Origin of the sequence: Nocardia sp. CC213A (assembly GCF_030766805.1) — a bacterium.
Lineage (GTDB): Bacteria > Actinomycetota > Actinomycetes > Mycobacteriales > Mycobacteriaceae > Nocardia > Nocardia otitidiscaviarum.
This window is the reverse complement of sequence record NZ_JASFXA010000014.1, coordinates 64,824-84,765: the sequence shown is the minus strand read 5'-3', so window position 1 is coordinate 84,765 and position 19,942 is coordinate 64,824. Positions and strand designations below refer to the sequence as shown.

Here is a 19,942-nt window from a genome sequence, read left to right as displayed (position 1 = left end):
ATGGCGACCGACGACGATCGGACAGTGGACGAACTACGCGCGGCCCTGGACGGCCCCTGGCGAGAGATCCGCGAGAAGGCACGTGAACACCTCGACGACGATCGGCTCTACGGCGATCCCGCCCTCGATATGCGGGCCGCCCGTGCCCGCGTGCTGGACCAGATGCGCCTGGTCTCGACCTTCGGCTGGGCCGAGAAGGGCTTCCGGCTCGAACACGGCGGCGGCAACGATCCCGGCGGGGCGGTCACCGCCCTGGAGATGCTGGCCTACACCGACCTGTCCCTGTGGGTGAAATGCGGTGTGCAGTGGGGGCTTTTCGGCGGTGCGGTGGAGAACCTGGGCACCGAGCGGCACAAGACCTACGTCGAACAGCTCATCACCCTGGACCTGCTCGGCTGCTTCGCCATGACCGAAACCGGTCACGGCAGCGATGTGGCCAATCTGCTGACCACCGCCACCTACGATCCGGCGACGCAGGAGTTCGTGGTGCACAGCCCGACTCCCGCCGCCCGCAAGGACTACATCGGCGGGGCGGCCGAACACGCCCGCATGGCAGCGGTTTTCGCGCAGCTGATCACCGGCGGTGAGAGCCGGGGCGTGCACTGCTTCCTGGTGCCCATCCGCGACGACCAGGGCAACGACCTGCCCGGCGTGACCACCTCCGACTGCGGCCTCAAGGGCGGCCTGCCCGGCGTCGACAACGGCCGGATCATGTTCGACCAGGTGCGGATTCCGCGCGAGAACCTGCTCAACCGGTATGCCGACGTGGCGCCGGACGGCACCTACCACTCCGACATCGAGAATCCGAGCCGCCGCTTCTTCACCACCCTGGGCACGCTGGTGCGCGGCCGGGTGAGCGTGGGCGGCGCGGCGGCGGCCGGTGCGCGGGTGGCGCTGAGCATCGCGGTGCGCTACGCCGAGCGGCGTCGCCAGTTCGACGATCCGGATACCGGAGAGGAGACCCTGCTGCTGGACTACCGCAGCCATCAGCGCCGCCTGCTGCCGCTGCTGGCGCGGTCCTACGCGCTGGCCTTCGCACAGAACGACCTGGTGCGGCGCATGCATCTGGTGCAGACCGGACAGGACGTCGATCCGGGCGCGCAGCGCGCGCTGGAGAAGCGCGCGGCCGGACTCAAGGTCGCGCAGACCCGGCACGCCACTCGCGCCATCCAGGAGTGCCGCGAAGCCTGCGGCGGAGCGGGTTACCTGACCGAGAACCGACTGGTCACCCTGAAGGCCGACACCGACGTGTTCACCACCTTCGAGGGTGACAACGTGGTGCTCACCCAACTGGTGGCCAAGGAGTTGCTCACCGCCTACTCCGATGAGGTGCGCGATCTCGACGCGCTGGGCTGGGTGCGCTTCGCCGCTACCATGACCCGCGACGTGGTGCGCGACGTGACCGGGGTGCGCCAGCTCATCCAGCGCCTGCGCGACCGCTCCGACCAGGGCGTCGACGACGGTGACCTGGCCCGCCGCGACGTGCAGCTGCAGCTGTTCGCCGATCGCGAGGATTACCTGACCCGCACGGCCGCGCACCGGCTGCGGGCGCGTGCCGCGGACACCGGACCGTTCGAGGCGTTCAACAATGCCCAGGACCACATTCTGGCGGCGGGCACCGCGCATATCGACCGCATCGTGCTGGAGGCGTTCATCGAGGGCATCGCCGCCATCGAGGACGAGCAGGCCCGCGCGCTCGCCGATTCGGTGTGCGATCTGTTCGTGTATTCGACGCTCGAGGACAATCTGGCGTGGTACATCATGCATCGCTTCATGTCCGCCGAGCGGGCCAAGGCGGTGCGCCGCGGGGTGAACGAACTGGTCGACCGGCTGCGGCCGCACGCGACCACTCTGGTGGGCGGCCTCGGCGTGCCCGAGTACATGCTGCGCGCCGCCATGCTCACCGATCCGGCGGCGGTATCGAACTGAGCCGGACCGCGGATCATCGTGCGCGCTGAGTCGGATTGTGCGCTGAGTCGGATTGTGCGCTGAGTCGGATTGTGCGCGGAGTCGGATTGTGCGCGGAGCCGGGTTGTGCGCGGAGTCTGATCGTGCATGCGGCCAGCGGCGTCACCGTACCCAGGGCGGTCGCGACGGCGGCCGCATGCGCTGCGGGGGCGGATGCCGGCCGCTGGCACGCGTGGACGGCGGGGCTGTTCGCTGCGGCCCGGATCGTGCGTGCTGCGGCGGGATCGCGTGTGGCGCGGCCCAGTCGAACGTGCCGCGGCCGACTCGCGCTCGGGCCGAATCGTGCCCGGATCGGGTCGTGTCCGGATCGGGTCGTGCTTGGATCGGGTCGTGTCCGGATCGGGTCGTGCTTGGATCGGGTAGTGCTTGGATCGGGTAGTGCTCGGACCGGGTCCGTGTCGAGACGGGCCGCGCGGCTCTCAGCGCGCGTCGGGCGCGCCGGGAGCGGCCGGGGGGCCACCATGGCCGCGAGCGCCGGAGCTAGGGTGCCCATTCGTGTCCGCTGAGTCTCCACCCGCCGCCCCGCCCGTCGTTCGCGCGGCGGGCGGGGCGGCGCTGTCGCTGCTGGCGCTGAGCGCGGCGCTGCTCACCGTGGTCGTGCCGCTGACGTTTCCCGCCGGGAAGGGACCGACCGGAGTGGACAGCTGGTTGGCGGAGCGGCTGCCCGACCGGGCCGCCGTGTACGAGATGCTGGCATTTCCCGGCACCGCCTGGACGGTGCTGCCGCTCCTGGCCGCCGCGGCGCTGTGGTTCGCGCGGCGGCGGCTGTGGTGGCGGGCCGGATTCGTGCTGCTCGCACCGGAATTCGCGGTCGTCGTGAACACCTGGGTGCTCAAACCGGTGTGGGACCGGCCGCTGCACGACTATCTCGCCTATCCCAGCGGGCATACCGTGCACCTGGTCGCCGCGGTCACGGCCGTCGCACTCGCCGCCGAGCACCGTGGCTTCCGCGTGGTGGCGGTGGGGGTCGGCGCGGTGGTGCTGGCCGGGGTGGCGGTCGGCATGGTCGGACTCGGGTACCACTACGTCACCGATGTGGTCGGCGGTGCCGCCGCGGCCGTCGCGCTGGTGGCTGTCCTCTATATCCCGGTGCGCCCATATCCCGGTGCACCGTTGTATCCCGGTGCGCCGCATCCCGGTGCGCCGCATCGCGGTGCGCGCCGACCCCGGTACGGCGCGCGAGCCGGCCGACCCGGCCGTCAGCCGTAGGTCAGCAGCGCCGCGAGCACGAACCAGATCACCCACACCGCCGCCACCACCATGCCGATGGTCAGCAGTACCCGCATGACGCCGCCGCCGACATCGAGTTCACCGGACCGGCGCGGATACAGCTTCCAGGGGCTGTACCACGGCGCGGGCACCGACATGATCCGGCGGTGCGGGCGTTCGGCCTCGCGTTCCAGCCGGGCCTGCTCCTCGGCGTAGGCCTCGGCCTGCGCCTGCTGCGGACCGCCGTGCCACAGCGTGACGTCCACCGGGCCGAGGAAGCCCTCGTTCAGCAGATCCTGCGGGGCGGGCAGATACGGCAGGATGCCGAGCCCGCGGAACGCCCACGCCACGTCGTTGGCCGACCACTGTGGACGGCCGCGCGAGGCGATGGAGTCGAAGTACTCGCGCAGGCGGGCGGGGTCGTCGCCGAGCAGCACCTCGAAACTGGGATCGCTCCACAGCTGGCGCACCCGCACCTTGGAACCGGGCGGCGGCACCACCAGCACCGCGCCGTGCACCACACGCTGTCCCAGCCCGCGTTCGGCGAACCAGTTCTGCAGGGCGAAGGTGTGATCTCGGGACTTGTCCAGGGGGGTGCGGCGGTCGCCGCCCTCGAAGTTGATGATCTTGTCGGCGCCGCGCCAGGGACCGCTCAGCGGCACCTCCAGCTCACCCTCGAGCCGTTCCACCAGTGCCTCGGCCTCGATCACCACGCAGCTGGTCGGCGTCCACACCACCGCGTCGAAGGGGTAGAGCCGATCCCCGTGGAAGAGGCTGCAATTCACGGTGGCCACGCCGTGCGGATCGCCGCGGCCCTTCCAGGTGCGCAACCAGTCGATCAGCACCTTCTCGGCATGGGTGCCGGCGGTGTTCTGCACTCGAACGAGCATCGGCTTCGCACCCTTCTCGTCGATCGATAGTCGAAATGGTACGGAGGGACGGACCCTCCCGGACGGATTTTGCCGTGGGCCGTGTGTCGCCCAGCGGCAGGTCAGACGGTGTCGGAAGGGTGGTCAGGAGGTCTCCGCGGCGATCCGACCGGTCCGCACCGCGGTCGCCAATTCGGCGTGATCGGCCTCGGTCCGGTCCGCGTACCGCACCGCGAAGGCGGCCACCGCGTCATCGAACTCCTCCCCGTCCGCGAGATAGCCCGCCAGCAGCCGCGGATCGACCGAGCGCGCATGCGCGCGCGCCAGCAGCGCCCCGGCCAGGCGGCCGTAGTCGTCGAGGTGGTCCGGTTCCAGCGCCGACGGATCGATACCGCCCTTGAGATTGCGGAACTGCCGCACGATGAACGGCAGCTCGTGGCCGTCCAGCGTGAGCGTGGTCCACCCCAGCAGAATATCGGTCTCGGCCTGAACGGCCCTGGCCCCCTGCACGATTCGCTCACCCTCGTGCCGCGCCGGGACGGCGGGCAGATAGGGCGCGAGGGCCGCCGGCGCGGCCTGCTTGAGCTGGAGCACCAGCACCTCGTCGCCATTGCCGTGCAGCAGCGCCAGATAACTGTGGAAGCCCACACTGCCGGTACCCACCACCCGGAAGGCGATATCGGACACCGAGAACCGGGTGATCAGCCGCCGCCGCGATTCACGCAGCGTACCCACGTAGCCGGTCAGGCCGTCGATCACCGCCTCGGCCACCGCCGGATCCACCGTGCTGAGCACCGGCGGGTCGGGAACGAATGTGCGCTTGCCGATGCCGGTCTCGTGATCCTCGATCTCGGTCCACTTGCGCGCCACCTTGGCGCTGGTGTTCTTGCGCGCCTTCTTGGCGGCCTTCTGGAAATCGTCGAGCAGGGCGTCGGCGCGGGTGCGACCGATCGCCGATTCGTCGGCCAGCGCGGTCCAGGAGGTCAGGAACGGCATCTCGGCCAGCGCGCCCACGGCGAGCCGGTAGGAGCGCGCGGCATCGCGCGCGGCGGTGCGGCAGTCGTCCTCGCTCGCATCGCCCTCGCGCCCGGCAAGCACCAGGCTGGCGGCCAGCCGCTCCAGATCCCACTCCCAGGGTCCGCGCACGGTCTCGTCGAAATCATTGATGTCCATGACGATCTCGCCGCGTTGGCCGCCGTAGAGGCCGAAATTGGCGGCGTGCGCGTCACCGCACAGTTGCGCGTCCAGACCGCTCACCGGGGCGGGGGCCAGATCCGCCGCCATCAGACCGGCGCAGCCGCGGAAGAAAGCGAACGGCGAGGCGACCATGCGGCCCATCCGCAGCGGGATCAGATGGTCGAGCCGACCGCGATTGCTGGCCTCGAGGAAGTCGAGCACGCCGGGGCGGCCGGGGGCGACGGCCTCCCGGTCCCGCGCGGACAGCGGAGTGCGCTCGCGCAGCGCCCGGCCCCGGGCCAGCACCTCATCCGCCGCGACGGGGGAGCGGAAGTCGATCATGTTGGCGCACACGAGATGCCAACCTACCCGTGGCTCGGCACCGCGTCATCCCGGCCGCTCGGGAGACGCGCCGCCGGACGAACCCCGGCAGAGCCGTGCGCCGTGGTGCCGTCGCGACCCGGGATCCCGGGGCCGCGGTGTCGACGCCACCCCGGTGATACCGGCCGCCGGGGGTGGCCGCGTGGCACAGAGCCTCAGTGCCGGGAGACCGGCGCGTCGGTCGGGAAGATCGGCAGCCGCAGCGCGCCGGGCGCGGTATCGGGCACCGTGGGACGCCGGGGCGCGACCGGGGCGATGCGCCGGTACGGCTGTCCCAATTCCGGGCGCGGATCGGGTTCGCCGCGATTGGGCCAGAACGCCATGGCCCGCTCCGCCTGCGCGGTGATGGTGAGCGAGGGGTTCACACCCAGATTCGCGGTCACCGCCGAACCGTCGGCGATGTGCAGGCCCGGATGGCCGAAGACCCGCTGATACGGATCGACCACGCCGGTATTCGGATCGGTGCCGATCACGCAGCCGCCGATGTAGTGGGCGGTGGCCGGGATATTGAACACGTCCATGATCAGCGAGTGCACATCGCCGTCGACCTTCTCGCCGAAGCGGCGGCCCACGTCGTGGGCCAGCGGGATCCAGGTCGGATTGGGTTCGCCGGTGCCCTGGCGGGTCTTGAGCTGCCCCCACTTGCGGAAGGAGGTCAGCGAATTGTCCAGCGACTGCATGACCAGCAGGATCACCGACTTCTCCGAGGCGCGGTGGGCGTTGAGACTGCGCGCGAAGACGATCGGGTGCAGCAGGATGGCCAGCAGGAAGCGCAGGAAGCGGAACGCCCCGCCGTCCACGATGGGCACCGACAGCGGGAACAGCCCGTTCTGCCCCTTGCCGTAGTGGCAGACCTCGATATGGGTGTTGGGCTCGGGATGGATGGACGAGGTGATGGCGATGCCCTGGGCGAAATCGTCGCGCGCCTTGCTGACCACATTGAGGATGGCCTCCGAGTTGGAGCGGGTCAGCTCACCCAGCCGCGGCGAGAGCCGCGGCAGCACCCCTTCGTCGCGCATCTGGTGCAGCAGCTTCTGGGTGCCGAGCGCGGCCGCCGCGAACACCACCTGTTCGGCGGTGAAGACCTTGCGCCCCTTGCGGATCCAGCGGTCGGAGCGCTGGGTCTCGATGGCGTACCCGCCGCCCGCGATGGGCCGCACCCGGGTGGCGGTGGTGAGTTCGAAGACGTGCGCCCCCGCCTGTTCGGCCAGGTAGAGGTAGTTCTTCACGGTGGTGTTCTTGGCGTTGTGCGGGCAGCCGGTGAAGCAGCGCGCGCAGTGCACGCAGCCGCTGCGGCGCGGCCCGACGCCGCCGAAGTACGGGTCGTCCACCTCCGCGCCCGGATTCTCCTCGTTGAAGAACACGCCCACCCGGGTGGGGTGGAAGGTGTCGGCGACCCCGAGATCCTCGGCGACGGAACGGATCACGTCGTCGGCGGGCGTCAGGCGCGGATTCGGTTCCACCCCGAGCATGCGCTGGGCCTGGTCGTAGTAGGGCGCGAGCTCGGCCCGCCAGTCGGTGATGTGCGCCCACTGCCGGTCGGCGTAGAAGTCCGGCAGCGGCTCGTAGAGGGTGTTGCCGTAGATCAGCGAGCCGCCGCCGACCCCGGAGGCGGAGAACACCGCGCACTTGCCGAGCACGCTGATCCGCTGGGTGCCGGTCATCCCGAGTCGCGGCGCCCAGATGGATTTGCGCACATTCCAGTTCGTCGTGGGCAGGTTCTCCGGGGTCCAGCGGCGGCCGGACTCCAGCACCGCCACCCGATATCCCTTCTCGGTCAATCGCAGCGCGCTCACGCTGCCGCCGAATCCGGAACCGATCACAACGACGTCGTAGTCGAAGTCGGGCATGCTCTTCCTCTCGCGCAGCACCCAGTGGAAATGAGACGAATCGAAACTCATTCTCTCATTCGAAGACTATGGCAGCGACCATACTGTGATCCAACCACGCCCGGTGTCCGGCGTGCCCGGATGGCGATAACACCGTGATTGAGGTATGCACGGCCTGTGACATCCGAACGGAACGCCGAATCGGTGTTCGGCGACCGCATTCTGACCGTGCCGAACGTGCTCAGCGTCATCCGGCTGGTCGGCGTTCCGGTCTTCCTGTGGCTGCTGCTGGTGCGCGAGGCCGACGGCTGGGCGTTCGCGCTGCTGGTGGTCAGCGGGGTCACCGACTTCCTGGACGGCAAGCTGGCGCGCCTGCTCGACCAGTCCTCGCGGCTGGGGGCACTGCTGGACCCGCTGGTGGACCGGCTCTACCTGCTGGCGACGCTGGGCGGCTTCCTGATTCGCGACATCCTGCCCTGGTGGGTGGTGGCGATACTCATCGGCCGCGATGTGATCTTGACGGTCACGCTGGGGGTGTACAAACGCCGCGACCTGCCCCCGCCCGAGGTGATCTACCTGGGCAAAGCCGCCACCTTCGCGCTCATGTCGGCGCTGCCGTGGCTGCTGGCCGGTCAGATGGACTGGGCGGCCGCGGGTTTCGGGGCGGCCTTCGGCGGGGCACTATTGGTCTGGGGCACGGTGGTCTACGTGTGGACAGGCATCCTCTACGTCGGCAAGGCGGTTGCCGTGGCCCGCGCCGTACCGGCCGTGCCACGGGTCACCCCGTAGCGGCTAGGGTGTTGCCGACACAACGACAACTCGGGAGTACATCTGTTGAAAGGACGCCTGTGACCGACCTACCCCAGGATCTGCGCTACACCGAGGAACATGAATGGGTGGCCAAGGTCGGCCCGACCCGGGTGCGGGTGGGCATCACCGACTACGCGCAGTCACAGCTCGGTGACGTCGTATTCGTGCAGCTGCCGGAGGTGGACAAGGATGTGGCAGCCGGGGACAGCATCGCGGAGGTGGAGTCGACCAAGAGCGTGAGCGACATCTACGCGCCGCTGGCCGCCAAAGTCGTTGCCGTGAACGAAGATCTGGTGTCCTCGCCCGAGACGATCAATTCCGATCCCTACGGCGACGGCTGGATGTTCGAACTCGAGCTCGATGATGCCGACGGCGTGGACGCGGTACTCGGCGAGCTGCTGGATGCCGCGGGTTATCAAGGAGTTATCGGGGGCTGAAGGAGCCTTCACAGTTCTACCTGCACGGGCACGCCCCGGCAGGGTACGGTCAATGCCAACAGATGATCCGGCAGCCGGTGCTCGGAGTTTTCGCACCTCACCCGTCCGAGGGCGAGAGCGGCCCCGGTGGCCGAGTAGCTGAAGGCATCAACTGCTTGCATGGATTATTCGGTTCGAGGAGGAGAGCAAGGGTGAGCGAGCACAAAGGCCCGGTTTACGGGGAGAGCGCGGCCGAGACCACATCGGTGTTCCGCGCTGATTTCCTGAACGAGGTCGAACCTCGCACCGAGCAGACCGGCGAGCAGCCGGTAGGGGTCGAGGGTCTGCCCGCGGGGGCGGCCCTGCTGGTTGTGAAGCGCGGCCCGAACGCCGGTTCGCGATTTCTGCTGGATCAGCCCACCACGTCCGCGGGGCGCCACCCCGACAGCGACATCTTTCTCGACGATGTCACCGTCAGCCGCCGCCACGCCGAGTTCCGGCAGGACGACGACACCTTCCAGGTGGTCGATGTGGGCAGCCTGAACGGCACGTATGTGAATCGGGAGCCGGTGGACTCCTCGGAGCTGCAGAACGGCGACGAGGTGCAGATCGGCAAGTTCCGGCTGGTGTTCCTGACCGGTCCGCGTCCGCAATCGAGTGACGCGGGCGCGCTATAGGACCGAGCGGAATGACAGGCGCAGCGCAGTGGACGCGCGGAGGTATGTCGATCGGCTCCGTGCTGGATCTCCTGCGTCCGGACTTTCCGGACATCACCATCTCGAAGATCCGATTCCTCGAATCGGAGGGACTGATCAGCCCGGAGCGCACCCCGTCGGGTTACCGCAGGTTCGCGGTGCACGACGTGGAGCGGCTCCGGTTCGTGCTGACCGCGCAGCGCGACCAGTACCTGCCCCTGAAGGTGATCAAGGAACAACTCGAGGCGATCGACAAGGGGGCCGCCACGCTCGGGGTGCGGGAAGCTCGCGCCCGAGCGGGCGGCGGGGGAGGCGACGCGGTGAACGGATCCGCGCCCACCGACGGTCCGGGCCGCCTGCGGCGGCTCGGGGTCGTGCCCGGTGAGGTATCGCCCGAGGAACTCCGGTTCGATCACGAGATCCGGGTTACTCGGGCGGACCTGATCGACCAGGCCGGTATCGACGAGAAATTCCTCCAGGAGTTGATCCGCGCCGGACTGATCACCCCCGGCGCGGCCGGCTTCTTCGACACCGACGCGGTGACGCTGGCCCGCACCGCGCAGGCATTGAGTGAATTCGGTTTGGAGGCACGGCATCTGCGCGCCTTCAAGCTGGCGGCGGATCGAGAGGCGGCGCTGGTGGCCCAGATCGCCGCCCCGATCGCCAAGAGTCGGGACGAGGACGCGCGCGCCCGCGCCGAGGAGACGGTGCGGGAGTTGGCGGCATTGTCGCTGACCCTGCACACCTGCCTGGTGAAGACCGCCGTGCGTGCTTCCCTCGGCGGCTGAAATCTCCGCTCTGTGTGTCGGGCATGGTGCCGGTGCCGACGCGTATTGTGGCTCTTACGTCAGCAATGGCGTTCCGGACCGCCCAGCAGGTGGCCGGATTATCAATGCCTGTGGAGAGTCGGGCGCTGGCCAGTTCCCAACGGGGACTGGTGGAACCGGACTCGGCGAAGCGGGAACCCGCACCGATTCGGTGCGGGGACACCCGAGCAGGGTGGTGTCGGAGGAAATTGGCCGACGCGCTTTAGACTCGGTGATACGGCACCGAGTGGCAGGGCGGCAGCCGGGCGAGTTATGGGAGGCGTGCCATGAGCGAAATGCGTGTGATCGGCATCCGTGTCGAGCAGCCACAGAACCAGCCCGTGCTGTTGCTCCGCGAGGTCTCCGGCGACCGGTACCTACCCATCTGGATCGGGCAGGCCGAGGCGACGGCGATCGTGCTCGAACAGGAGGGCGTCACGCCCATCCGTCCGCTGACCCATGATCTGGTCAAGATCCTCATCAAGGAGTTGGGCCACACCTTGAAGGAGGTGCGGATCGTGGATCTGCAGGAGGGCACCTTCTACGCCGATCTGGTCTTCGAGAACGGTCCGCGCATCTCGGCGCGGCCGTCGGACTCGGTCGCCATCGCGCTGCGGGTGGGCTGCCCGATCTACGCCGAGGAGGCGGTGCTCGAGGAGGCCGGGCTGGTCATGCCGGACGAGCGCGAGGACGAGGTCGAGAAGTTCAAGGAATTCCTCGAATCGGTTTCGCCGGACGACTTCAAGGCGACCGACAGCTGAGTGGCCGATCCGATACGGAAACGTGTCTCGACCTCAGGTTTAGGGTGAGAAACACGCGGTCGAGCAGGCTTGGTCGGATGCCGATACTGCCGGGACAATCGGGAGAGTAGCCTCGATAGTTAGGCCATTCGCTCCAGTATTGATGACGAGCCCTGATAGGCCACGGTAGTGAGGGAGTAGTCAGTGGGAGATCAACCGCAAGACGTGGTACAGCCAGGGCTGTTCCCCGATGACACGGTGCCCGATGATCTGGTTGGCTACCGAGTTCCCACTGCGTGCCAGGCGGCGGGAATCACCTATCGCCAACTCGACTATTGGGCACGCACCGGACTGGTCGCTCCGTCCATTCGCACCGCCACCGGATCCGGCAGCCAGCGCCTGTACTCGTTCAAGGACATCCTGGTCCTCAAGATCGTGAAGCGCCTGCTCGACGCGGGCATCTCGCTGCAGAACATCCGCATCGCGGTCGACCATCTGCGCAGCCGCGGTGTCGAGGATCTGGCGGGCATCACGCTCTTCTCCGACGGCACCACCGTCTACGAGTGCACCTCGCCCGAGGAGGTCGTGGATTTACTCCAGGGCGGGCAAGGCGTCTTCGGCATCGCCGTCAGCGGCGCCATGCGCGAATTGACCGGCGCGATAGCCAATTTCCCGGCCGAACGTGCCGAGGAGGGCAACACCACCGACCGCCCCGAGGACGAACTCGCCTTCCGGCGCAAGGCCCGCCTCAACGCCAAGACCGGTTAGCGATTCGATAACGGCGTCGTGCGACGCGCCGCCCCGGGTGTGAAATCGGCCCAGGCAACAATCCTGTAACCAGGGTCGGCATAGACTGGGCGGTGCGTCGCCGCCGTGCGGGAGAGTTCCGGGACCACCGGACGCCGAAGGAGCAGCACCTCCCCGTCAATCTCTCAGGCACCAGGGACCGTACGGAGATTCGACGCCTCTGGAAAGCGGTGGTCCGCGACCACCCGCCCATGGGGAAAGGGCACCGCTCACCCGGCGGACCCGAATCTCTCAGGCTCCACGACAGAGGGGGAGGGCACCCGACTGTCGACCCCGTCGGTCGACCCGCCCGAACCTTGGAGCTGCCGTGCAGAATCGATCCTTCGCCGACCGCCATATCGGACCCGATCGCGGCGAAACCGACCGCATCCTGTCCGCCATCGGCATCGGATCCCTGGACGAGCTGGCCGAACGGGCGGTGCCCGCCAGCATTCTCGACGCCACCGCCACCAACGGCCTGGCCGCGCTGCCGCCCGCGGTGAGCGAGCACGAGGCACTCGCCGAACTGGCCGCGCTGGCCGCGTCCAACACCGTCGCCACCAGCATGATCGGCCTCGGCTACTACGACACCCTCACCCCGCCGGTGCTGGTGCGCAACCTGCTCGAGAACCCGGCCTGGTACACCGCCTACACGCCGTACCAGCCGGAGATCTCGCAGGGCCGCCTGGAGGCGCTGCTCAACTTCCAGACCATGGTGTCGGATCTGACCGGGATGGAGGTGGCCAATGCCTCCATGCTGGACGAGGCCACCGCCGCCGCCGAGGCCATGACGCTGTTGCAGCGCGCCAACCGCAAGTCGAAGTCGTCGCGACTGCTCATCGACACCGATCTGTTCCCGCAGACCCGGACCGTGCTGTACACCCGCGCCGAACCGCTCGGGATCGAGATCGTCGAGGCCGACCTCGCCGCGGGCGAACTGCCCGAGGGCGACTTTTTCGGCGTGCTGGCGCAGCTGCCGGGCGCATCGGGCCGCATCGTGGACTGGCAGCCGCTCATCGACGCCGCCCACGAGCGCGGCGCACTGGTGGGCATCGGCGCGGACCTGCTGGCCTTGACGCTGCTCACCCCGCCCGGCGAACAGGGTGCGGACGCCTGCTTCGGCACCACCCAGCGCTTCGGCGTGCCCCTGGGCTTCGGCGGCCCGCACGCCGGGTATCTGGCGGTGCACTCCACGCACGCCCGACAGCTGCCGGGCCGACTGGTCGGCGTCTCGGTGGACGCCGACGGCAGCCTCGCCTACCGCCTCGCGCTGCAAACCCGCGAACAGCACATCCGCCGCGAGAAGGCCACCTCCAATATCTGCACGGCCCAGGTGCTGCTGGCCATCGTGGCCGCCATGTACGCCTCCTACCACGGCGCCGACGGACTGCGCGCCATCGCCCGCCGGGTGCACGGGCACGCGCAGTGGCTGGCCGCCGGACTCGGCGACGCCGTGGTGCACCAGCGCTTCTTCGACACGGTGCTGGTGAAGGTGCCGGGCGGCGCGGAGGCCATCGTGGCCAAGGCGAAGGGTGCGGGCATCAACCTGCGCCTGGTGGACGCCGACCATGTCGGCATCGCCTGCGACGAGGCCACCACCGACGCGCACGTGGTGGCGGTGCTCGACTGCTTCGGCGCGGAGATTCCGGTCGGCCCCGAGGGCGCGCTGCTGCACGGTGCGCAGCGCCCGCATATCGAGAACCGCACCTCCGAGTTCCTCACCGCCCCCGCGTTCACCAGGTACCACACCGAGACCGCCATGCTGCGCTACCTGCGCGCGCTGTCGGACAAGGACATCGCTCTGGACCGCAGCATGATTCCGCTCGGCTCGTGCACCATGAAGCTCAATGCCACCGCGGAGATGGAGTCCATCACCTGGCCGGGCTTCAATCGCGTGCACCCGTACGCACCCGTCGAGGACGCCCCGGGGCTGCGCCGGCTCATCGCGGATCTGGAGGGCTGGCTGACGGCGGTCACCGGCTACGACCGGGTTTCGTTGCAGCCGAACGCCGGTAGCCAGGGCGAGTACGCGGGTCTGCTCGCCATCCGCCGCTACCATCTGGACCGCGGCGACACCCACCGCGACACCTGCCTGATCCCGTCCAGCGCGCACGGCACCAATGCCGCCTCGGCCGCCATGGTCGGCATGCGCGTGGAGGTGGTGAAGTGCCGCGCCAACGGTGACGTGGACCTGGACGATCTGCGCGCCAAGATCGCCGACCACGCCGAGCGGCTGGCCTGCATCATGATCACCTACCCGTCCACGCACGGCGTGTACGAGCACGAGGTGGCCGAGCTGTGCGCCCTGGTGCACGAGGCGGGCGGCCAGGTGTACGTGGACGGCGCGAACCTCAATGCCCTTGTCGGCCTGGCCCGTCCGGGCAAGTTCGGCGGTGACGTCAGCCACCTGAACCTGCACAAGACCTTCTGCATCCCGCACGGCGGCGGTGGTCCCGGCGTCGGCCCCGTCGCGGTCCGTGAGCACCTGGCGCGGTACCTGCCCGGCAATCCGCTGGAGCGGGATTCGCACGCGGTGTCGGCGGCCGAATTCGGTTCGGCCTCCATCCTGCCCATCACCTGGGCCTACATTCGCATGATGGGCGCCGACGGGCTGCGCCGCGCCACCCTGACCGCCATCGCCTCGGCCAACTACATCGCCCAGCGCCTGAACGACCACTTCCCGGTGCTCTACACCGGCGACAACGACATGGTCGCCCACGAGTGCATCCTGGACCTGCGCGAGATCACCAAGCGCACCGGCGTCACCGTCGACGATGTGGCGAAACGTCTGGCGGACTACGGATTCCACGCACCCACCATGAGCTTCCCGGTGGCGGGCACCCTCATGGTGGAGCCCACCGAGAGCGAGAACCTGGAGGAACTGGACGCCTTCATCGACGCCATGATCGCCATCAAGGCCGAGATAGACCAGGTGGCCGCCGGGGTCTGGCCCGCCGACGACAACCCGCTGCGCGGGGCCCCGCACACCGCGGAATGCCTGGTCGGCGAGTGGGATCACCCGTACAGCCGAGAGACCGCGGTGTATCCGCGCGGGCGCAAGCACGCTCGCGCCAAGGTGTGGCCGTCGGTGCGTCGCATCGACGGGGCCTACGGCGACCGCAACCTGGTGTGCTCCTGCCCGCCGCTGGACGCCTACGCCGATTGAGCGCCCGCACCGATTGAGCGCCCGCCCGCACCGAATGAAATTGTGCCGCACCGGTTCCCGCGTGGAGCCGGTGCGATGTCACACCGCCGGTTCCCACAGGCGCAGCGTGGCGTCGCTGCCGGTGGTGGCGAGCAGGCGGCCGTCGGGGCTGAAGGCGACCGCGTAGACGGCGTCGGTGTGGCCGGTGAGCGGTTCGCCGAGCTGGCGGCGGGTGGTGACATTCCACAGTCGCACGGTGCCGTCGTCGCCGCCGCTGGCCAGGGTGGCGCCGTCGGGTGCGAAGGCCACCGCGCGGACGCCGCCGGTGTGGCCGGGGATGGCATCGCCGAGCTGACGATGGGTGCCGGTGTCCCAGATCCGCGCGGTACCGTCCGCGCCGGTGGTGGCCAGCAGGCTGGCGTCGGGACTGAAGATCACCGTGCGCACCCGGTCGGTGTGCCCGAGGAACGGCGCACCCAGTTGCCGGCGGGTGCGCACATCCCACAGCCGCACGGTCATATCGAAGCCCGCGCTGGCCAGGATGGTGCCGTCCGGGCTGAACGCGACCGCGTTGACCGCGGCGGTATGGCCGTGCAACGGCGCGCCGACCTGCTGCCGGGAGTCCACCCCGCGCAGCCGGATCAGGCTGTCGCTGCCCGCGGTGGCGAGGAGCACGCCGTCGGGGGCGAAGGCGACGGCATTGATCGACCCGGCGGCATCGGACAGCGGTTCACCGAGTGGCCGCCCGGTGCGCACATCCCACAGTCGCGCGGTGGTGTCCGCGCTGGTGGTCGCGAGGGTGGCGCCGTCGGGGGCGAAGGCGACCGAACGCACCCGATCGGTATGCCCGGTCAGCGGTTCGCCGACCGGACCGCCCGCGCCGACATCCCAAAGCCGCGCGCTCTTGTCGAAACTCGCCGTCGCCACCAGCGCCCCGTCCGGGCTGAAGCGCACGTCGTGCACCAGGCCGGTGTGGCCGGTGAGCACCGTGCGCAGCCGCGAACCCGCACGCGACGCATCGCGCTGCCCCGGCGCATCGGTCCGGCCGGACGAATCCTCCTGGGTGAGCAGTACGACGGCGGTCGCGACGGCGGCGACGGGCGCCGCGATCCCGAACGCCGAGAGCAGGCGTCGGCGCGTGATGGTCGGCGACTTCGCTTGGGGGACAGGGGGTTCGGTCGGTTCGCGGCTCGGCGGCGGTGTGGGCGCGGTGGGAGTGTCCCAGCTCCCATCGGTCGGTTCGCGGCCGGGCGGTGGCGTGGCCGCGGCGGCCTGGCCCGTGTCGGTCTGGCCGGAGTCGGTCGACGGTGATGCGGGAACCGCTGGTGGAGCCGGGAGCGGCCGCGAACCGTGGAGCGGTGGTGAGGCGGGGAGCGGTTGCGAACCGTGGAGCGGTGGTGAGGCGGGGAGCGGTTGCGAGGCGGGGAGCGGTGGTGCGGCGGGGAGCGGTTGCGAGGCGGGGAGCGGCGGTGGGGCGGGGTGCGGTCGCGGGGCGGGGAGCGTGGCCGGTTCGCGCAGCGCCGTCACCGCGGCCTCCGCCAAGGCGGTGCAGGTGGGGTAGCGGTCCGCCGGGTCCTTGGCCATGGCGGTGGCGATCACCCGGTCCACCCCGGCGGGCAGATCCGGTCGGCACGAGGTGGCCTGCGGCGGAGTCTGGTGCAGATGGGCGTGCAGGACTGCGGCGAGGGTGTCGCGGGGATAGGGCACCGTATCGGTGAGCAGCCGGTACAGCGTCGCGCCCAGCGCGTACACATCGGCGCGCCGGTCGAGCGGATGCCCGGTGAGCAGTTCGGGGGCCGCGTAGGCGAAGGTCGCGCGCACCGAGGTGGTGACGGTGGTGGTGTCGTCCAGACTGCGGGCGATACCGAAATCGGTCAGGTACACGTGCCGCCGCTGCCGGACCGCGGTGGTGAGCAGATTCGCGGGTTTGACATCGCGGTGCAGCACCCCGCGCCGATGCGCGTGATCGAGACCGTCGGCGGCCTGCGCGATCACCTCCACCGCGAATTCGGCCGCGAGCGGCCCGTCGCGCAGCACCCGCCCGATATCGGGGCCGTCCACGTAGTCCATGGCGATCCACAGGTGGTCGCCCTCGGTGCCGCGGTCGTGCACCCGCACGATATTGGGATGCTGCAACCGCGCCGCGATCTCGGCCTCCCGTTCGAAGTACGCGCGCGCCGCGGGATCGCGGCCCCGATCCGCCGAGAGGACCTTGAGCGCGACATCCATGGGCAGCCGGGGATGGCGGGCCAGATACACCGTGCCCATGCCGCCCACGCCGATCACGCGCTGGATGGCGTATCCGGCGAATATCGCACCCTGGTGGAGAGTCACGGGTCCTCCCTGTGCTACCCGCCCGGCGTGGTCGCCGGTCTCCTGGTATCCAGTGTGAATCCGTCCGCGTTAATGGCGCACCCCCCGAACACCCGACGGCGCCCCACCGATCGCGCGGATCGATGGGGCGCCGTGCACCGTCCGGCTCGGGTCAGACGGTGTCGGGCTTCCAGGTCGCGACGGCCCAGATGATCACCACGTCCAGGGCGATGATGACGATCGACCAGATCGGGTAGTAGGGCAGCCACAGGAAGTTGGCGATGATCGACAGCGCCGCCAGGATCATGGCGGCGGCGCGGCCCCAGGTGGTGCCCGCCATCAGGCCGATGGCGGCGATGACCACGATCGCGCCGAGGATGATGTGGATCCATCCCCACCCGGTGGTGTTGAGCTTGTAGACGTAGTCGTTGACATCCACGATCACCAGATCGTCGGATGCCGCGGCCGAGATGCCCTCGAGGATCGAGAGCACGCCGACCACCAGCAGCAGAACCGCGGCCGCGATGGAGGTGCCCGCGGCGAAACCCTGCTTGAGCGAACTGTCGGTGCTCGTCGTATGCGCCATTCCCGCAATCTCCCACGAGTTCGCCGACAGTGTGCGACGACATGCCGGAGGAGTTGATCAGGGGGTGGTCAGGGCCTGATTCATGGCGCTGCCGAAGGCCAGCTCGTCGGTGGTGGGCACCTGGGTGAAGGTGCCATTGGTTTGCTCGGTGAGGGTGCGCAGGGTGTACGGGCCCTGGCCGCCGATCGCGATGACGTCGATCCGCACCGGGCGGGCCGGATCGGCGAGGGCGGCGATAGTCGCCAGCAGTTGATCGCCGGTGACGGGGGAGTCGTCGTCGGGGCCATCGGTGACGAGCAGGATCGAATTGGTCCGTCCCGGGGCGTAATTCGCGACGGCGTCGCGGTAGGCCGCCTCCAGGGTGGGATAGGCGCGGTCGGGTTGGGTGCTGGTCGCCGAGATGTCGGACAGTTCCCGCACCAGTTCGGCCCGATGCGCGTCGGTGAGCGGAGCGGTCCGCGAGATCACCCGGTAAGGCTGGTTCCCGTCCAGGTTCTTGCCGAAGGTCCAGACGCCCAGCCCGAAATCGGGCGGCATCACGTTCATCACCGATTGCAGGGCGGCGAGGGTGTTGGCCAGGCGGGTGGCCGCCCCTTCGGTGGTGGCCATCGAGGACGACACGTCCACCAGTGCGGTGGTGCTCACCCCCAGCACCGGATTCGCCAGCACCTCCTGGACGCGGAGCAGCACCGCCTGTTCCGGCACCGGCGGCCCGGCGGGCGGCGCGGCGCCGAAACCGTGGTCGGTGAACAGCTTCGCCTGTTCGGGTGCGCGCAGATAGTCGGCGAACAGGCCCGCCACCAGATTCTGGGTCTGGTCCACCCAGTCACCGGTGAGCAGCGCCGCCGGGTAGTCGGCCACCGGGGTCGCGCCCAGCGGGCGGAAGGCGGTCAGGCCGCGATTGGCTTTGATGCGCTGCTCGGTGGCGGTGACCGCGTGCACGGTCGCCGCGGGCAGATCGTCGGCCCCGGCCGTATCCAGCAGCGCGCGGCCGAGATCGGTCGCCTCGGGCGCACCCGCCGCGAGCCGCGAGATCGCCGAGGTCACCTGACCGGAGGACGCGGCCTCCGCGGTGAGCGGATCCGATCCCGACACCCCCGATCCGACCGCGAGCGCGGCGGCCAGACTGTCGTCACCCGGTGGCGTGGCCAGCCGCAGTCCGCCCCAGCCGCCCAGCCCCACGTCGGCGAGCGAACCCTGCTGCAGTCCGGGCAGATCCGCCCAGGTGGTCTGGGCCGCCTCCAGTGCCCGCCGGAGCTGGTCGGGGACGGCCAGCGCGATCGGGCTCACCGCGACCGGGGCGGGCGTGCCCTCTACCAGTCCGGGCACTCGCATGAGCGCCACCGACCGCGACGAATCCGGAATCCAGAGTGCGGGTTGCGGCCCCAGCTCCGGATTCCACGGTGCGTCGGCGGTGAACGCGGCGACCACGGCATCCGATGCCCGCGCGGTCACCTCGACCTGCGCGCAGTGATCACGCACCCGGGGTGTGGTGGCGTTGTAGCGTTGCGCCGCCGCCCGCACCGGTTCCGCGATATCCGGATCGACGGTGACATGCAGCGTGGTGGTGCCCTCGGCGCAGGCGGCGGCCGCCGCCGCATCCCGATCCTTGGCCCGTTCGGCCAGCCAGCTCCAGCCGACCACCGCCACCGCCAGCACCACCACCGCCACCAGAGCGATGACCGGACCTTTGCTGACCCCACGTGACCGGCCTCGGGCGCGATGAGTTCCCACGATCGTCAGTCTATGTTCACGCGGAATTCGCCTCGCAGGTCAGGCGGGGTTTGCGACGGCACCGGGGCGGAGGCGAAGCGATCACGGGTCACCATCTTGCCCGGAACCGGCCCGGGACACGAATCGGCGGGTACGCGAGGAGGCCGCCGTCGTGCGGGGCACGACGGCGGCCTCGGGGCGAGTCAATCGCGGATCAGCGTGCCGCGGTCGTACTCGTGCCCGCCCCAGACGCCGGACTGTCCGGTGCTGGCGGCGAAGTCACCGCATTCGCGCCGGATGGGGCAGGCCGCGCAGATGGTGCGCGCGTAGTCGAAGTCCTGCGAGGGGTAGGGGAACCAGGCGTCGTGGTTCGGGTCGCCCTTGCAGGCCGCGCGGGCCCAGTAGTCCTTCGAGTCGGAGATGGGGAGCAGATCCGCCAGGCTCAGCTCCCGAACTGCTGTTTTCGTCATCGGATCTCGCTCCTTTCATGTCCGATCACG

At 69.7% G+C, this 19,942-nt stretch carries 16 protein-coding genes and 1 riboswitch; of the genes, 9 read left to right on the top strand and 7 right to left on the bottom strand.

Annotation, left to right across the window (positions count from 1 at the left end; genetic code table 11):
* A complete protein-coding gene (locus QJS31_RS24180; protein WP_306357765.1) occupies window positions 1–1,929 on the top strand; it encodes an acyl-CoA dehydrogenase in 1,929 nt (642 codons plus the stop codon).
* A gap of 534 nt (window positions 1,930–2,463) precedes the next feature.
* Window positions 2,464–3,177 (top strand): phosphatase PAP2 family protein, encoded by a 714-nt coding sequence (locus QJS31_RS24175; protein WP_306357764.1) that lies wholly within the window; start codon window positions 2,464–2,466, stop codon window positions 3,175–3,177.
* Here QJS31_RS24175 and QJS31_RS24170 read toward each other — a convergent pair.
* The 3 genes from QJS31_RS24170 to QJS31_RS24160 all read right to left on the bottom strand — a co-directional run bounded on the left by QJS31_RS24170 (window position 3,168) and on the right by QJS31_RS24160 (window position 7,453).
* Complete coding sequence (locus QJS31_RS24170) at window positions 3,168–4,055, bottom strand: NERD domain-containing protein (protein ID WP_282782405.1); 888 nt, start codon at window positions 4,053–4,055, stop codon at window positions 3,168–3,170. The two genes, QJS31_RS24175 and QJS31_RS24170, sit on opposite strands and share 10 nt — an antisense overlap.
* Window positions 4,056–4,190: 135 nt before the next feature.
* Window positions 4,191–5,564: a DUF2252 domain-containing protein gene (locus tag QJS31_RS24165; RefSeq protein ID WP_282782412.1), complete on the bottom strand. Its 1,374-nt coding sequence runs from the start codon at window positions 5,562–5,564 to the stop codon at window positions 4,191–4,193.
* Between the two features lie 194 nt (window positions 5,565–5,758).
* On the bottom strand, window positions 5,759–7,453 hold the full coding sequence (locus QJS31_RS24160) for a GMC oxidoreductase (RefSeq protein ID WP_282782410.1): 1,695 nt from the start codon (window positions 7,451–7,453) through the stop codon (window positions 5,759–5,761).
* A 156-nt stretch (window positions 7,454–7,609) separates the two neighbouring features.
* Here QJS31_RS24160 and QJS31_RS24155 point away from each other — a divergent pair, with 156 nt between their 5' ends.
* The 7 genes from QJS31_RS24155 (at window position 7,610) to gcvP (ending at window position 14,851) form a co-directional block, all read left to right on the top strand.
* Window positions 7,610–8,221, top strand: coding sequence for a CDP-alcohol phosphatidyltransferase family protein (locus QJS31_RS24155; protein ID WP_282782403.1), 612 nt, complete (start codon window positions 7,610–7,612; stop codon window positions 8,219–8,221).
* A gap of 59 nt (window positions 8,222–8,280) precedes the next feature.
* Window positions 8,281–8,679 (top strand): glycine cleavage system protein GcvH, encoded by a 399-nt coding sequence (gcvH, locus tag QJS31_RS24150; RefSeq protein ID WP_143980704.1) that lies wholly within the window; start codon window positions 8,281–8,283, stop codon window positions 8,677–8,679.
* A 191-nt stretch (window positions 8,680–8,870) separates the two neighbouring features.
* On the top strand, window positions 8,871–9,335 hold the full coding sequence (locus tag QJS31_RS24145; RefSeq protein WP_306357763.1) for an FHA domain-containing protein: 465 nt from the start codon (window positions 8,871–8,873) through the stop codon (window positions 9,333–9,335).
* 44 nt (window positions 9,336–9,379) lie between these two features.
* Window positions 9,380–10,141: a MerR family transcriptional regulator gene (locus QJS31_RS24140; protein ID WP_282782400.1), complete on the top strand. Its 762-nt coding sequence runs from the start codon at window positions 9,380–9,382 to the stop codon at window positions 10,139–10,141.
* A 305-nt stretch (window positions 10,142–10,446) separates the two neighbouring features.
* A complete protein-coding gene (locus QJS31_RS24135; RefSeq protein ID WP_029930635.1) occupies window positions 10,447–10,920 on the top strand; it encodes a bifunctional nuclease family protein in 474 nt (157 codons plus the stop codon).
* A 183-nt stretch (window positions 10,921–11,103) separates the two neighbouring features.
* Complete coding sequence (locus QJS31_RS24130; RefSeq protein ID WP_282782396.1) at window positions 11,104–11,667, top strand: MerR family transcriptional regulator; 564 nt, start codon at window positions 11,104–11,106, stop codon at window positions 11,665–11,667.
* 98 nt (window positions 11,668–11,765) lie between these two features.
* A riboswitch (glycine riboswitch) is annotated at window positions 11,766–11,858 on the top strand.
* Between the two features lie 155 nt (window positions 11,859–12,013).
* On the top strand, window positions 12,014–14,851 hold the full coding sequence (gene gcvP, locus QJS31_RS24125) for an aminomethyl-transferring glycine dehydrogenase (RefSeq protein WP_306357762.1): 2,838 nt from the start codon (window positions 12,014–12,016) through the stop codon (window positions 14,849–14,851).
* A 78-nt stretch (window positions 14,852–14,929) separates the two neighbouring features.
* Here the strand turns inward: gcvP and QJS31_RS24120 are convergent, their stop codons facing one another.
* The 4 genes from QJS31_RS24120 to QJS31_RS24105 all read right to left on the bottom strand — a co-directional run bounded on the left by QJS31_RS24120 (window position 14,930) and on the right by QJS31_RS24105 (window position 19,912).
* Complete coding sequence (locus QJS31_RS24120; protein WP_306357761.1) at window positions 14,930–17,164, bottom strand: WD40 repeat domain-containing serine/threonine protein kinase; 2,235 nt, start codon at window positions 17,162–17,164, stop codon at window positions 14,930–14,932.
* Window positions 17,165–17,315: 151 nt separating this feature from the next.
* Window positions 17,316–17,729 carry a hypothetical protein gene (locus QJS31_RS24115; RefSeq protein WP_029930632.1) on the bottom strand — a complete coding sequence of 138 codons (414 nt, stop codon included), beginning with the start codon at window positions 17,727–17,729 and terminating at the stop codon, window positions 17,316–17,318.
* 57 nt (window positions 17,730–17,786) lie between these two features.
* On the bottom strand, window positions 17,787–19,463 hold the full coding sequence (locus tag QJS31_RS24110; protein ID WP_306357760.1) for a substrate-binding domain-containing protein: 1,677 nt from the start codon (window positions 19,461–19,463) through the stop codon (window positions 17,787–17,789).
* Window positions 19,464–19,645: 182 nt separating this feature from the next.
* A complete protein-coding gene (locus QJS31_RS24105; RefSeq protein WP_039813340.1) occupies window positions 19,646–19,912 on the bottom strand; it encodes a WhiB family transcriptional regulator in 267 nt (88 codons plus the stop codon).
* Window positions 19,913–19,942 lie beyond the last annotated feature (30 nt).

What these genes read in the sequence shown, in the direction of transcription:
- QJS31_RS24140 (WP_282782400.1), top strand. Translation starts at nt 9,380, where the DNA reads ATGTCGATCGGCTCCGTGCTGGATCTCCTGCGTCCGGACTTTCCGGAC.
- QJS31_RS24105 (WP_039813340.1), bottom strand. Translation starts at nt 19,912, where the DNA reads ATGACGAAAACAGCAGTTCGGGAGCTGAGCCTGGCGGATCTGCTCCCC.
- QJS31_RS24165 (WP_282782412.1), bottom strand. Translation starts at nt 5,564, where the DNA reads ATGATCGACTTCCGCTCCCCCGTCGCGGCGGATGAGGTGCTGGCCCGG.
- QJS31_RS24115 (WP_029930632.1), bottom strand. Translation starts at nt 17,729, where the DNA reads ATGGCGCATACGACGAGCACCGACAGTTCGCTCAAGCAGGGTTTCGCC.
- QJS31_RS24180 (WP_306357765.1), top strand. Translation starts at nt 1, where the DNA reads ATGGCGACCGACGACGATCGGACAGTGGACGAACTACGCGCGGCCCTG.
- QJS31_RS24160 (WP_282782410.1), bottom strand. Translation starts at nt 7,453, where the DNA reads ATGCCCGACTTCGACTACGACGTCGTTGTGATCGGTTCCGGATTCGGC.
- QJS31_RS24135 (WP_029930635.1), top strand. Translation starts at nt 10,447, where the DNA reads ATGAGCGAAATGCGTGTGATCGGCATCCGTGTCGAGCAGCCACAGAAC.